A 13,950-nucleotide genomic window follows, 5' to 3' on the forward strand; every position below is an offset into this window, starting at 1 on the left:
CTCAGATCTCCGTGTTCTGAACGAGATCCATCAAACGTTTGAACTCCGCGTTCGGCATATCGCTTTTCCAGAAATTCACGAAACGACATACCACCTGAAGGTTGCCGAACTCGTAGTGCTTGCTGCTGTCAATTCGGTCCAGCGAACAAAGGAGCTGATTATCTTCGGCGGTGCGATCAAACTGAAGCGGGATGCCGGTGAGAGCACAGAAGCCGCCTTGTTCATCGATCAGCCTGTCGATATAGACCTCAAGCTGCGGCAACGGGATCAGAAGCTCCTTGTTCTTCACTCGCCGTTCAACGACTTGTCCGTTCGCCGCATCCACCGTTCCCCGAGCTGTCATCGCCATCCGAGCGACTGCAAGTTGCCTAGGATTGAACACCCTCCCAGCCGATTTTCCGCTCTTGTCAGCCTTCGCCTTCCAATCTGTCCGACTGTGCCAGCTGTCCAGTGCCTCCCCTTCAATCAGCGCCAGTGCATAGGCCGCGTTGTCTTCTCGGAGTGTCTGCAGCGTCCCTTCGGTGAATAGAAATTCCTTGGCTCTTGGGTGCAGGCTGTTCCAGGGCAGCGGATTGCCGTTCCGCGAGGCGTTGCGCCAAGGCCCGCAAGGCTTGTGGCATATGACGATCTCCCTCTTGTCTTCCAGAGGTTCGGTCATTCTCTCGAAAACCGCATCATCGCTATTGGACCTGGTCCACCAGAGTTGGTCTTTCTCTCGGTGAATCCATATGTCATCGCGGGTGTCGTTGATGGCAGACATCAGATTGTACCATCGGGAAGCTACGGATCGTGTAGGCGTCAGCCCAGCAGCTGTCTTGCCTTTCATCCTGGAACAAATGAAGCCTTCCTTGTCACCGGCCTTCCAATAATCAAACGCCTCGGCGTCGAACATCGTGGCAACAGTGGACCGCTTCAAACAGTCGGGCCACGCCCAATTACTTCGTCCAAAATTGGCAATGAAGACCCTAGTCATATCAAAGACTCAAATACCTATGATCATCTCTACTCAATCAAATCCAGCATCATAGGGATTGAAAGTAATGTTTTTCTGCCCGCTTGCTTGGATTGTCCCTAGCTTCCTTGTACAAGTGCTCATTCTTCAACATCCGGGCGATCTCGTCGTACTCCATGATTGGAAACGCATGGACGTTCTGATTTGAGATCATCCAGTCGATCCCCTCATCTGTCTCCTGCCAAAGCATGAGCCGTTCGTAGTCCTCAAGATCATCTACAAGCTCAGCAAGGACCTGCTGCACCGTGCAATCGTAGAATGGAAACCAGCCGGTTTCATCGAATGCAATATCCACACAGACCACATCCCAGAAGTTCAGTGTCAGATTACTATTGAGAATGCCCGCACCAGGATCGAGTTGACGTAGCCGATGAATTGCCTTCCTCACCACCTTGTCGGCGATGCCACGAGTCATTTGAGCTAGCAGATAGCGGTCGGGTGTCATGCAGGCGCCCGGGCTCCACGCCCCCGTTTCGCCTTCGGTGCAGCTACCCGCTCCGCCTTGATGCGCTCCAGAAGGACGCTGGCGGGTTCGTCGTTGGGGTCCTGCGGCACAAGCTCTCCCCGGAAGGCCTTGGCGAGGATGGCCTCGTCCAGCTTGTCCGTAAGCTCCAGAGCCCGCTTGGCTTCGGCGGCCAGTCGGTCAATCTTCTGGAAGGCACTCTCGATGCGGCGAACGATTTCTTTTTGTTCTTCCAATGGAGCAAGACAGAGATGAAAGGCACGGACCTCGGGGAAATAGATTGTGGTGTGTGTTGTACCCTTGCCAAAGACCCGAATGTCATCTCCTTCGGCCATCAAAGCATACATGAGAAACTTAGGAACGAGAGCTTCAGTGCAGGTCCACGTGACGAAGTCCTGACTTGTTGCCATCGGTCTTCCCATGAGTGTCACGTAGCCTACAGAAGCGGTTCGAGACAGGCATACTGTGCCCGCAGGAAGCAACCGAGCCGATGAGTTGGCCAGACCATCTTCATTTGTCTTTTGCAGCGTATCGTTGATCGTCTTGCCGTGATGTAACCCTGCATCTTTGATGCCGATCCATGGAATATCGCCGCCCCACCACTCAGGATGCGATCGGCTTGGCGTGTGGCCTGTTTCCTGCCGCGCAACACGGTTCAGTGGCACCCAAGCCCATCCCACTGGTGGGGACACATTCGGCTTATTTACAGCCAATGCAGCTTTGCCCTGAACGATTGAATCAGTGGCAACCCGACCACCTCTAGGCTGCTTAGGCTCCGGCGTTCTATCAACCAAAGCAGCGGCATCTTCATGTGTTCCGACCTTGTCGCGCCAGTTGGCAGTCAGTTTTCCTTGGTATGCAGACCTAAGCACCGCCTGCTTGTAGCGGGTGACGAGGGTGTCGATGCGGGCGAGGTCCTTGCGGGCGCGGGCGGATCTGGCGCTCAAGGCGTCCAGTTTGGCGACAATGCGTTTCTGCTCAGGCACTGGTGGCAAGCAGATGTGTAGTGCCCGTATCTCTGGAAGATAGATGGTTGTATGGGTCGTGCCCTTTCCGAACTTTCGGATGCCGTCTCCTTCCGCAAGGAGCGCATACACGAGAAACCAAGGCAAGAGAGCTTCTGAACAAGTCCAAGTAACGAAGTCCTGGCTGGTAGCCATGGGCTTGCCCATAACTGTCACGTAGCCGACTGAGGCAGTCCTTGACAGACAGACGGTTCCTTTTGGGAGCAAGCGAGCGGATGAGTTCTCAAGGCCTAATTCGTTTGTCCTTTCAATCGTCTCGTAGATTATCTTTCCGTGATTGATTCTTGCATCTCTGATGCTGATCCAAGGCACATGGCCTCCCCACCATTCTGGATGCGAGCGACTTGGTGTGTGGCCTGTCTCTTGGGTGGCGACGGTATTCATTGCGACCCATTCCCACTGGGAAGGAGCATCAGTCGCAGGACTATTCACGGACAAACCTGCCCGCCCAGGTATCAGGATTTCTGCTACTCTTGCCGCCATACTAGCCGTGCCTATTCAACAAAACTCAAACCAGCGCTGAAAGTCGAAGTAGCTCATTCAGCCGCCGCCGGAGCCTCTGTAGGCGCCGTCTCTTCCAGCTCCGCACTCAGCGTCTCGATCTCGCTAATCGCAGCCTGAAGGTGCCCCAAAATGGCTGCGGCGATGTCTTCCGGCTCGCTCAGCCCCGCTTCAGCCTCCTCCTCGGCCTCACGCAGCCAGGAGATGTCCAGATTGTCTCCCCGGGCTTCGATCTCCTCGCGGGTGAAGCAACGCCAGCGGCCTTCCTCTCCCTGATCCTCCCCCCGCTCCTTACCATAGGCATCCGTTCCGAAGGCCGTCTCGAAGTCTCTGAAGTGGTCTTCAGTCAGCTGGTTGGTCTTGCCGAATTTGGGCATCTGGGCACGAAGGTCATAGACCCAGACCTCGTCCGTGTTGCCCTTTTCGGTTTTGCCCCGTGTCAGGAAGATCACGTTGGTCTTCACACCCTGCGCATAGAAGATGCCGGTGGGCAGCCGCAGGATGGTATGAAGGTCGCACCAGTTCATCAGCATCTGGCGAAGCTGTCTGCCGCGCCCGTCCTCGAACAGGACATTGTCCGGCACGACGATGGCTGCCCGGCCGCCCGGCTTCAGGGAACGGATGCAGTGTTCCACGAAGGGAAGCTGATAAGAGGAGACCGAGGCCGTCACCGTCAGGTCGTCCCGTGTCGGAGCCCCGCCAGCCGGACCGAAGGGAGGATTGGTCAGGATCAGGTCTGCCTTTCCAAGGGTCTTGCCCTTGTCCGACAGGGTATCGCCCAAGTGCACATGGTCACTGTCGAGATCGTGCAGGTAGAGGTTCATCAGAAGCAACCTCAAGGTACCCGGCACGTTCTCCATGCCGTGGAACGCCTGATGCTTCTGGAAGGCCTGTTCCTTCTCCCCGAGCGTGAAGTAGTCGTCCGTCGCCCTGCGCATTGCCTTGTCGGCCGCTATCAGAAAGCCACCTGTTCCTGCTGCCGGGTCCTGGATCACATCGCCTGGGATTGGCTTCATTAACTTCACCAGAACATCGATCAGCACACGCGGCGTGAAATACTGCCCGGCCCCACGTTTGGTCTCTTCGGCATTCTTCTGAAGGAGACCCTCGTAGAGATCACCGAACTGGTCCCGCTCTTCGGAGAACCAGTGAAGCTCGTCAATGGCGGTGACCAGTGTCGTCAGGTTCTGCGGTTCGCGAATGAAGGTCGAGGCATTGTCGAAGATCGAGAAAACCATGTCCGGCAAGGGACGAGCATCAGCATATATCTGTTTCTCCTCCTTCGAGGCTTTTTCGCCAGGAGGGGTAAGCAACTTGTCGCCCTCTCCCAGCCTCGTGGAAGAGGTGCCAAAGATGACCAGAGCCGACCGGTAAAGCTCCAGCTTTGCAACACCGTTTGCATTCACAAGGTCCTGCCACCTGTAGCCTGCGGGGATGCTTCCAGTTTCGCGGTTCCGCTCGGCCATCATCTTCATGAACAGCAGATAGGTCAGCTCGGTCACATACTGCTGATAGGTGATCCCATCCTTGCGGAGAACCGCGCAAAGACGCCAGAGCTTGTTGACGATGGTGTTGGCGTTCATGAAAAGCCTGTCTGGTCAGAAATGTCGATGAATGGAGCCATAGCTTGGTGCAGTGAGTTTGAACAGGTCACGCGGCAGACGGCCCCCAGATGGCTTCGTTGAACTCCTGAAGTACTTCCGGCAAGGTCCCATCAAACTCCTCGGAGATGCGCTCAAAGCCTCCCTTGTCTGCAAAGGAGCCTTGATCGAGCAACGTCGGGTCTGCCACCGGCTTGTCCTTCAGTGCCCGGCCGATCCGGCGCAGCCAGTCCTTTTGCTTGCGTGTCCAGTCCCGAGAGCCTTCGATCTTCGCGATGGCATCTTCCACCCGTTTCTCATAGGGCACCAAAGGGTCCCCAAGAGCGGCCTGCCTGACGAAGCCGATGATATGCGCTGCGATGTCGGCGTTCCTTGCCCTGCCATAGGCTGCCCTGAGCATCGACTCCGAGTAGTTCTCTTCGTCCAGAGCCGCTGCCAGCTCAGAGAGTTCTTTCCGGGTCAGGTCCCGGGGCCGTTGCGTGACCGCAATCAGAGCCGGCACCTTGTTCATGTTCTCGCGGACATAGCGCTCAAAACCCTCGATATAATCCTCAGGCTTGGTACCCTCGCCAAAGATCTCCTCGATCCGAAGCAGCTCATCCTCATGGTGCGAGATGACGATACCGTCGCCACCACCACCCACGGGACGGCGTTGCATCAATTCGACAGCCTTCGGGTGTTCCTTGAGCCACTCCTGAAGCTCAGCGCCTGTCTTCGTTGCGAGTGTCTGAATTGCTAGCTCGGGAGACTGACCGGTATGGTGCTCGAAGCTTTCACGGGTCTCTTCATCCAAACGACCGAGAAGAGAACGCATACGCACGATCACCTGACCGGCAACCCAGTCCTTGTCTTCGTCGTCCGTCGCATTGCTGAGGTCAGCCACCAGTTGACCAAGGGAGACATCAGGTTTCACCACCACGGGGCGCATGTCGGACATGTCCTGAAGTTCAGCGTAAAGGTCGACGGCATCGAAGATCCGGAAATGCTCTTTGCCGATTTCGGGGCAAAGGCGTGTCGCCCGCCCAATCATTTGATCATAGAGGATGCGGCTCCTCACCCTGCGCATGAAGACCAGATTGCAGATCGAAGTAATATCGACACCGGTGGTCAAGAGGTCGACCGTCACCACGTACTTCGGGTAGCTGTCATTCTTGAACTTCAGGATCAGGTCCTGGTACTTGTCGACCGACCCGGTGATCTTCTGGACCATGCCATAGGGTACGGCATCCTGGCCGTATTCGTCCTGAAGGACTTCCACCAGCAGCCGGACAACATCATCCGCATGGCTGTCCCTAGCGGCAAAGAGCAAGGTTTTACCTGGCTTGTCCGGAGGCACCTCTGACGCGATCGCTCGGCAGACAGTCTCGTTGAAAGCTTCCGAATAGACCCGCTTGTTGAAGGTGGCGAGGTCGTAGTCCAGTTCGACATCGTCAGGCAGCTCGAAGAGATCGACGACACCAGTCTTGCGGTCAATGATCTCGACCTCATCACCGCCACTGTAGTGGATGCCTGCTTCAGCCAGGGCCGTCGTGATCCGTCTCGGTGGCAGGTGATCGTTCAGATAGCCTTCTACGACAGCCTGCCGATACCCATAGTGAAACACCGGATGCCCGAAGATTTCCCGCGTGTGCAGCGCTGGCGTTGCCGTTAGGGCTACCTTCACCGCATCGAAATAGTCGAGCACTTGCCGATAGGCGGACTGGTACTCCTCAAGGTTCCGAAAGCCCAGGTCACTCTCGCGAAGCTCTGCATCAAGCGTGTAGCCTCTGTGGGCTTCATCCACTATGATGCAGTCAAAGGTTCCCGGTGTAGGGCGCTGGGCAACGTCAGGCTCATTCAGGATGCGGGCGATGAGAGACTGAACGGTCGCTACCTGCACCTGATCGTCCTTTTCCGGTACCTTCTTGTCGAGCCCGGCTACCTTGTAGATCTGCGCAAAGTTCAACATACCGTCGAGTTCGGTGGTCTCCAGGGCGTCTGTTGTCTGCCTGCCGAGTGCCTTCCTATCGACGAGGAACAGAATGCGCCGGAACCTCTTGTGCTTGAGAAGACGATACATCAGCGCAATGGCTGTTCGCGTCTTGCCCGTTCCTGTCGCCATGGACACCAGGGCGTCTCTGGCACCGTCCTCAATGGCCTTCTCTACGGCCTCGATGGCGTCTTCCTGATAGGGTCTGAGCCTTCCTTTGCCGAGCTTTTCTTCTGCCAGCCCCTGAGCCGCTGCATCGACATCCGTCTCCAGCTTGTCGATAAGGTCCTTGGGTGAGAACCATTGACGAAGGGGATGTGGCTGATTGCTGGGCCGCCGGGTATCCAGATACCAGATCCCGGACTTTACCTTGAATTGGCGAATGAACGGACGCCCGTTGGTCGCGAATATGAACGGCACCCTGAACGCATCAGTTAGCCCATGCTTCCAAGGCCCGCCTTCTACGAGGTTCTCAGGTTCGAGCAAGATGCCTTTGGCGTAGCGTTCGGTCTGTGTAAGTACACCCGGGACGTCGACAGACTCCCGCTTCGCTTCAACGACAGCGACACAGGTGAGCCCCACGAAGAGCGCATAGTCGACAGGTCCTGTCTCGGTCGGCCATTCCGCTATGGCAAGGTTTCTGCCTGCTTCCGGTCTGATGCCCTTGGAGTGACGCAGAGTGGCGGTATCCGCTTCCCAGCCCATATCGGCGAGCTGCACATCGATGAGGCGACGAGTGTCCTTTTCATCCAAATCGAGCTTGCCAGCAGCTTCGAAGGCCAGCTTCTGCAAGAGGACCTTGTCTTGTTCAGGAGCTTCCTCAGCCTGCTTCTGCATGGCTGCAAGTTGTTCCTTGAGAGCAACCGTATTCTCTTCCAACTGGAGGGCGGATTTCTCCCAAATCGTGCTCTCTTCCGTCGCCTGACGGGCAAGCTCCTCAGCTGCCTCACGGGCTTTCTTTAGCTCTTCGGCGGAGGCCTGCGCTGCAGCCGCCTTGGCTTCAGCCTCCAGGACCTTCTGCCTCAGGGCTTCAAGTTCAGCGGACGCTTCGGCTTCAATGTCCTTCGGGCTGCGTGGAGGTACGAAAGGTCCGGCCTTGAAGGCTGGGTCCTTGCCGTAGGTCCGGCGATACCAGACGCCGAGTGAGCGGCAGAACTTCAGCGCCGCGAGGGCCTCTCCCGCACTGCCCCCGATCTCGTGGACCGCTTCATTGCCCTTCCTACGCACCGCGTGAAAGACGTCAGCGACCTCCCTGGGGATCACCTGGCTGGCTGCAAGGCGCCTCAGGATCTCGTTGGTGCCATCCTTCGACGTGGGATCGTAGTGACCGCTTAGAGCCGCCACTTCCTTGACCATGTACTCTGCGAACTGCCTGCTCTTGATGAGCGAAGTGTTGGCATCCTCCGCAAAGAACCGCTCAGCCAGAACACCAAGCCGATGAAGCTCGGGGCTGAGAGGCTGAAGATGGTCAAAGTTCGTTGAGGACATCAAAGAAACCAAGGCTGATCAAGGCCTTACAATTTCTGAGAACACCCTCCGGAGTCAACAACCTTTGTTTCAACTGGCGATATCAGGATGGTGTGCTTGTACCAGCCTGCGCAACATTCAGCCCGCAAGCCATGAGGGCCCTTGCACGGGGCACGCGAATGTGCTCAAGAATGAGGTACACCATGGACACACACAGAGGTACACCGGCCACCGAGAGACATCGGAAGAGATCCACTTCAAGCAATTGATTTCACGGAATATTTCGAGGCAACGCGGCTCAGTTCGACTTACCACCTAGGCCCGGCCTGGGGAGCCATCACCACCTCTTCTTTGTAATCTGAAAATCCTCCTCCTAAAAATAGTCAGCTCAATAGGTGTCCGCTTGCTGTTTGGCATCGGCACAGAATTGTTGCGTCTTGCAATTGATAGTGAACATCGCGTTTGCCCCGAAAAGAAACACCGCTCCGGGTCAGAACATCTTCCTCTCTCGTTGCCGCGACATTCTTCCGCTCATCTCACCCCTCATTCCTTGAGAACGACAGGGTTGTGTCGAATAGGCCCTTCTCTTGATTAAAATAAGCACTGGACGTATCGTGATATGACGTTACGTAATAGCTCCTCATTTCCGGGCGTTGACCACCAACAATCCCACCTGCAACTCTTTCAAGCCGGATACTTTTTATGATCGGCGATGCAGACCAATCCATTCCCACTGTCACGGAAGCTCCCGAATATGCCGAGTTTCTCGCACGCTACTGTGACAAGGAACAGCCTTTGCTCATCAAGGGACTGGCAAAGAGCTGGCCGGCGAGAGGAAAATGGGTTTCCAAACGGTTACGGGCTGAACTCCATACTCTAGCGAGCGTGCGCGACAGAGGCGTATTTTTCGTCAGCCGATCGCCAGTTCTTGAACAGGACATCGAGATGCCGGATTTCTTAAGGGAGGTGCTCTCTTCAGACCGGATCATGAAAGACTCCGTTGCCTGGCGGTTCTGGGTGAACAGCAGGAACAATCGCACGGAATTTCACTACGATACCAATGCCGAAAACGTCATCACCGTTCAGGTGAAGGGACGAAAGGAATGGGTACTCGTTTCACCCGAAACACCGTTGCCCTGCTATCCTTTCACCAATTTTTCTCTCCTGAAAGACGAAGAGAAACTTCTGAAGAACAAACGTTTTTATAAATTCGATCTGGAGGAAGGCGACCTGCTTTACCTTCCGCCTCTGTGGTTCCACCGGGTGGTTGCCAAGGAAGACGAGAACATCAACATCAACTGGACATTCACGAAACGTGAAACCTCGGTCATCACGAAGGAGTTCAGGCGTGACATGGAGCGATGCGGGCTGCTGCATTTCTTCAAGACCAATAATTCAGCGCTGGTTCGGCGCTTTTACGAGACCGCTATTCGCGCCCTCCCCAACGTCGGTGGCATTGGATGGGGTCTGAAATCGTTCGTTTCGTCGCCCTATCAGCCAAACCGAGGAGCACTGGTCAGCCGCTTTTTCAAGGAGCTGCTGCAAATACCGAACACGTTGCTGACGCTTCGAAACGTTCGATCAACGTTGAAAAAGGTCGACAAGACATAAGTGTCGAGCCAGAAAGCCTCTCCACCACCGCCCGCGACCTCGGTTCGAACTGGTTTTCATCAGCACTCTTGACTGGTTATGCTCTTGCCTGTTGAAGACCCGCAATCCAGACACCCTCAACACCAAAGCCGTTGCTGAACTGCACAAAGTCCGCCGGGAAGCCTTCTTCGAAACGCCCGAGCGGGCGACCAAGCACGTCGGCGGGATCGCTTGTGGCCATCGCCAGCGCCGTTTCGAGCGGTAGCTGGAGTGTTTCTGTCAGAAATTTCAAAGACGCCGGAAGATCGATGTCGGCACCCGCAAGTGTGCCGTCTTCGAGGGTCAGTGTACCGTTGCGGCGAAAGATTTCTCGCCCGCCCAAGAGGAAGGACGTCACATCGGTACCGGTCTGTGACATGGCGTCGGTGACGATAAAGATCCTGCCTGGGCCAGTCTTGGACTTCAGCGCGATGCGCATCGCGACCGGATTGACGTGGACGCCGTCCGCAATGATGCCGACGTTGAGCGCACCCAGATCAAGCGCGGCGCCGACAAGGCCGGGTTCGCGGTGTTGCAACGGGCTCATGGCGTTGAAGAGATGGGTAACCAACGAAGCGCCCGCTTCGGCCGCAGCCCTGCATTGCCGGTAGGTCGCACCGGAATGGCCAAGACTGACGTGAACGCCGGCGTCTGCCAACTCCCGTATCTGGTCTGGCGGCACCGTTTCCGGCGCAACGGTCATGATAAGGCTCGGCAGTTCCCGCGCTGCGCGCAGGTAGAGCGACATGTCTTCCCGGGCCAGAGGCCGGATCAGCTGCGGGTCATGTGCGCCCTTGCGCCCCGCAAACAGATGCGGGCCTTCCAGATGCAATCCATGAAAACCTTTCACGCCCCTCGCCCATGCCGCAATTGCAAGATCAATGACTTTTCGTGTTGTCTCAGGCGTGTCCGTGATCAAGGTCGGCGTCAAGGCTGTCGTGCCGAGCTTTACATGGGCGGCGCAGATACGTTCGAAGTCATCGACCGTCTTCACATCCCCCAGCATCAAGCCACCGCCGCCATTGACCTGAAGATCGATCAACCCCGGCGTCAGGAGACCATCACCGAGGTCCTGTGTTTCCGTGCCAGCTTGCACCTGGTCAACCGGACACAGGCCAGCCACCTTGCCCTCCTCGACAAGCAGGGCTGCATTCGCATGGATTTTCTCACCATCGAAAACCCGGCTGCAGAGATAGGCGGTTGTGGAGGTCATACGGTCTGGGTGACTTTCTTCAAGTGCTTCGGTACGTCCGGATTGAACCCACGGTGCCGAGCAAACCACTCGATAAAGGCATAAAAGGAGACAATCTGAACCAAAGCGTCCGTCAAAGGATGTCCGGTCGCCTGAAAGGCGAGCCTTTCCGCCCGACGAACCTTGTCTGTTGTCGCAAAGACGCTGCCGCCCTGATCCACCATGCGATCCGCAGCTTCGGCCAGTCCCTCTTCAGCAGCATCGCGTACACCAAGGGCCAGGATCGGGTATCCGTTTTCAACGATCGACACTGGACCGTGCATCACCTCGGCCGACGAATAGGCCTCTGCATGAATCTGGCAAGTTTCCTTGAACTTCAGGGCGGCTTCATTGGCTATCGCCAAGCCCGGTCCACGACCGATGACATAGAGCGATCCGCGCTGCTCGATCGGCTGCGCAAGGGCGCGCCAATCCATGTCGATCGCCTTCTCGAAATGCTGCGGCATGTCGGCCAACGCGTCGAGCAATTCCTTGTCACCGCCGATCTCCGCAATCAGCAGAAGACCTGCCAATACGGAATTGACGAATGTCTTGGTCGCGGCAACGCTACGCTCAGGCCCCGCGCAAATATCAATGGCAGCGCTCGATAGCCTTGCAAGCTCGCTGTCCGATGTGTTGGTGAAGCCAACCGTGAAGGCGCCCTGTTTGGTAGCGCTTTCCACAACAGAGAGACTGTCCGGGCTCGCACCCGACTGGGAAATCGCAATCACCAGTGCTTGGCCGAGCTTCACCTTGCCGCCATAAACAGAAGAAACGGACGGCCCGAGAGAGGCCATTGCAAGTCCGAGGTAAATTTCCGATGCATACTTCAGGAACGTCGCAGCATGGTCCGAGGAACCACGGGCGACACTTGCCAGAAACACCGGCGCGCCTGCTTTTTTTGCGATCTCGCGGATGAGCGGATGTCCAACCGCCAGCAAGCGGCGCGCAGCGTCCGGAATCTCTTCGATTTCCCGGCGCATATGCGTCGGCGTGGCCAGGGTACTTGCTTCACTCATTTGGGTCAGTCTTCCGAAATCTGAAGTTCGGCGATGAAGTCATAGGCATCGCCGCGGTAAACGGAACGGGTAAATTCGACGACGTTTCCGGATCCGAGATAGGACACACGTTCTATTTTCAACCCGGCAGAGCCTGCCGGCACACCGAGTATGTCAGCATCAACGGGCTCAAGGTTTCGCGCGGAAATACGCTGTATGGCGCGCACCGGCTGCAAACCGGCGGCCCTCAGGACAGCATAGAGTGAAGTCGTGACGCGCTCCGGGTGGGGCAGAACGTTCTCGGACAGGGAGGCGCGCTCAATTGCCATAGCGGTACCGTCAGCCTTGCGAAGCCGGTCGACACGGGCAACACGCTGGCCAGATGTGAGACCGAGTGTGAACATTTCCTCTGGCGAAGCCGGAAACAGTCCTCGACGCAGCCACTCGCTGCTGGCGGAAAGCCCCCGGCGAGCCATATCTTCGGAGAAGGATGTCAAGCTGGAAAGACGTTGTTCGACCTTATGCACCTTGGGCGCCACGAAAGATCCGCTGCCACGCTTCTGGACAACGACCTGATCCTCGACAAGACCGGCAACCGCCTTGCGCACCGTTACCCGGGAAAGGTCTGTGATCGACGCGATCTCACGCTCTGACGGTAACGGTTCATTCTCTCTCAGCACACCGTCGTCAATTGCCTGCTGAATGCGCCGCCGCAACTGCAAATATCTGGGACCGCTGGAGTTCGCCAGCCAGTCACCATTTTCCAGCATGGAAATGAAGTCCGTCATGAAAAGGGGCGCCTTGGAGAAGAAAATAATACCTTTCAGATACCAATTTAAACTCTATCGAAACCGAAAATCAAGTGTTAAAACAATTTGCGAACCTGCGTCACCGCAACCGGAGCACCCAACAGAGGCCGCCCAGATGCGGAGTTGCCCTGAGAGTCTTTAATCCGCGACATGAAACTTGGCGTTTCTCCGAGTTCCTGACCCATGAATTTGCCGACGACCGAAGACCGTGACCCGCTCTCCATTGGCCTGTCCAAAAGGTCTGATGAAGACGTTCTGTCCCTGCTGCTGCAACGCCAGAAAGATGCGTTGAAAGCCACGGAAGCAGCCATTCCACAGATAGCAAAGGCAGCCGAAGCACTGCAGCGTGTGACTGTGTCAGGTGGAAAGATCGGTTACGCTGGCGCGGGCAGTGCCGGACTGACGGCGCTGGCAGATTGCCTCGAACTGCCCGGCACCTTCGGCTTTCCCGTAGAACGCATGCGGATGCTCTATGCGGGCGGTGCCGCAAACCTGCTGCACCTTGCCGGTACCTATGAAGACGACGAAGAAGCGGGATTTGCGGACTTCCAGAATTCGGACCTGGGGCAAGGCGACATTCTCATTGCCGTTTCCGCAAGTGGATCAACACCTTATACGCTCGGAGCACTCAGAGGCGCGAAGGTGGCCGGCACGCGAACGGTGGCGCTAGCAAATAATGCCGACACCCCTCTCCTCCATCAGGCAGATTTCCCGATCTTCCTGAAAACCCCCCCGGAAATCATCGCCGGATCTACGCGTCTTGGCGCCGCAAGTGCCCAGAAAGCAGCGCTTAATATGATCTCGACACTGGTGGCGTTGCGATTGGGGCACGCGGTTCGGGGCCACATGGTCAACCTTGTGGCTGACAATGAGAAACTGCGCCAGCGAGCCTATCGCATTCTTCAGGATCTGACAGGCTGCACAGCTGAAGCCGCCGCTGAAAAGCTTCAACAGGCCGGGGGGCGCGTCAAGATTGCCGTGCTGATGATTCGGGAAGGTCTCGACCTGGAAGGTGCCGAAAAATCTCTCGCCGAACACGACGGAAACCTGCGTCCCTTCCTTTAACACCGATCTTTTTCAAGCCGCGACTCTTTCAAGATCGCGCGTTTGAAAGTCGGGGGCGCGCCACCCCGGCGCGCCACGTCTTGCCCCCCCCAAATCCCGTTCAAATTGACAAGGCTTTCAGGTCCAATTCGTTAAAAAAATGATGCCAATTTCTTTTTTCGGTTTACTAGCCATATCATT

General features: G+C 56.5%; 10 protein-coding genes. 2 read left to right on the forward strand and 8 right to left on the reverse strand.

What is annotated here, in order from left to right:
* Nucleotide 1: 1 nt before the first annotated feature.
* From V1T76_RS17390 to hsdR, 5 genes are all read right to left on the reverse strand, one after another.
* Entirely contained in the window at nt 2–892 is an 891-nt protein-coding gene (locus tag V1T76_RS17390) for a hypothetical protein (protein ID WP_330561904.1), read from the reverse strand.
* Nucleotides 893–1,022: 130 nt separating this feature from the next.
* Complete coding sequence (locus V1T76_RS17395) at nt 1,023–1,457, reverse strand: hypothetical protein (RefSeq protein ID WP_330561905.1); 435 nt, start codon at nt 1,455–1,457, stop codon at nt 1,023–1,025.
* Nucleotides 1,454–2,983 carry a restriction endonuclease subunit S gene (locus tag V1T76_RS17400; RefSeq protein WP_330561906.1) on the reverse strand — a complete coding sequence of 510 codons (1,530 nt, stop codon included), beginning with the start codon at nt 2,981–2,983 and terminating at the stop codon, nt 1,454–1,456. Before V1T76_RS17400 ends, V1T76_RS17395 begins: the two co-directional genes overlap by 4 nt.
* A 53-nt stretch (nt 2,984–3,036) precedes the next feature.
* Nucleotides 3,037–4,584, reverse strand: a complete 1,548-nt coding sequence (locus tag V1T76_RS17405; protein ID WP_330561907.1) for a class I SAM-dependent DNA methyltransferase — start codon at nt 4,582–4,584, stop codon at nt 3,037–3,039.
* A 67-nt stretch (nt 4,585–4,651) separates the two neighbouring features.
* Complete coding sequence (gene hsdR / locus V1T76_RS17410) at nt 4,652–8,059, reverse strand: type I restriction-modification system endonuclease (RefSeq protein WP_330561908.1); 3,408 nt, start codon at nt 8,057–8,059, stop codon at nt 4,652–4,654.
* A 681-nt stretch (nt 8,060–8,740) separates the two neighbouring features.
* Here hsdR and V1T76_RS17415 point away from each other — a divergent pair.
* Nucleotides 8,741–9,649 carry a cupin-like domain-containing protein gene (locus tag V1T76_RS17415; protein ID WP_330561909.1) on the forward strand — a complete coding sequence of 303 codons (909 nt, stop codon included), beginning with the start codon at nt 8,741–8,743 and terminating at the stop codon, nt 9,647–9,649.
* 76 nt (nt 9,650–9,725) lie between these two features.
* Here the strand turns inward: V1T76_RS17415 and nagA are convergent, their stop codons facing one another.
* Genes nagA through V1T76_RS17430 form a run of 3 tightly spaced genes read right to left on the reverse strand, consistent with a single transcriptional unit; the run spans nt 9,726 to nt 12,684 of the window.
* Nucleotides 9,726–10,880 (reverse strand): N-acetylglucosamine-6-phosphate deacetylase, encoded by a 1,155-nt coding sequence (gene nagA / locus V1T76_RS17420; RefSeq protein ID WP_330561910.1) that lies wholly within the window; start codon nt 10,878–10,880, stop codon nt 9,726–9,728.
* Nucleotides 10,877–11,917 carry an SIS domain-containing protein gene (locus V1T76_RS17425; protein ID WP_330561911.1) on the reverse strand — a complete coding sequence of 347 codons (1,041 nt, stop codon included), beginning with the start codon at nt 11,915–11,917 and terminating at the stop codon, nt 10,877–10,879. The genes nagA and V1T76_RS17425 overlap by 4 nt, the downstream gene beginning before the upstream one ends.
* Before the next feature lie 5 nt (nt 11,918–11,922).
* Nucleotides 11,923–12,684: a GntR family transcriptional regulator gene (locus tag V1T76_RS17430; protein WP_330561912.1), complete on the reverse strand. Its 762-nt coding sequence runs from the start codon at nt 12,682–12,684 to the stop codon at nt 11,923–11,925.
* Nucleotides 12,685–12,888: 204 nt separating this feature from the next.
* Between V1T76_RS17430 and V1T76_RS17435 the strand changes: the two genes are divergently transcribed.
* Entirely contained in the window at nt 12,889–13,770 is an 882-nt protein-coding gene (locus V1T76_RS17435) for an N-acetylmuramic acid 6-phosphate etherase (RefSeq protein ID WP_330561913.1), read from the forward strand.
* The last annotated feature ends 180 nt before the right edge of the window (nt 13,771–13,950 follow it).

This window comes from Roseibium sp. FZY0029 (assembly GCF_036350355.1).
GTDB lineage: Bacteria > Pseudomonadota > Alphaproteobacteria > Rhizobiales > Stappiaceae > Roseibium.

Excerpts from the sequence above, each read along its gene's own strand:
- V1T76_RS17390 (WP_330561904.1), bottom strand. The coding sequence starts at position 892 with ATGTTCGACGCCGAGGCGTTTGATTATTGGAAGGCCGGTGACAAGGAA.
- V1T76_RS17395 (WP_330561905.1), bottom strand. The coding sequence starts at position 1,457 with ATGACACCCGACCGCTATCTGCTAGCTCAAATGACTCGTGGCATCGCC.
- V1T76_RS17400 (WP_330561906.1), bottom strand. The coding sequence starts at position 2,983 with ATGGCGGCAAGAGTAGCAGAAATCCTGATACCTGGGCGGGCAGGTTTG.
- V1T76_RS17405 (WP_330561907.1), bottom strand. The coding sequence starts at position 4,584 with ATGAACGCCAACACCATCGTCAACAAGCTCTGGCGTCTTTGCGCGGTT.
- hsdR (WP_330561908.1), bottom strand. The coding sequence starts at position 8,059 with ATGTCCTCAACGAACTTTGACCATCTTCAGCCTCTCAGCCCCGAGCTT.
- V1T76_RS17415 (WP_330561909.1), top strand. The coding sequence starts at position 8,741 with ATGATCGGCGATGCAGACCAATCCATTCCCACTGTCACGGAAGCTCCC.
- nagA (WP_330561910.1), bottom strand. The coding sequence starts at position 10,880 with ATGACCTCCACAACCGCCTATCTCTGCAGCCGGGTTTTCGATGGTGAG.
- V1T76_RS17425 (WP_330561911.1), bottom strand. The coding sequence starts at position 11,917 with ATGAGTGAAGCAAGTACCCTGGCCACGCCGACGCATATGCGCCGGGAA.
- V1T76_RS17430 (WP_330561912.1), bottom strand. The coding sequence starts at position 12,684 with ATGACGGACTTCATTTCCATGCTGGAAAATGGTGACTGGCTGGCGAAC.
- V1T76_RS17435 (WP_330561913.1), top strand. The coding sequence starts at position 12,889 with ATGAATTTGCCGACGACCGAAGACCGTGACCCGCTCTCCATTGGCCTG.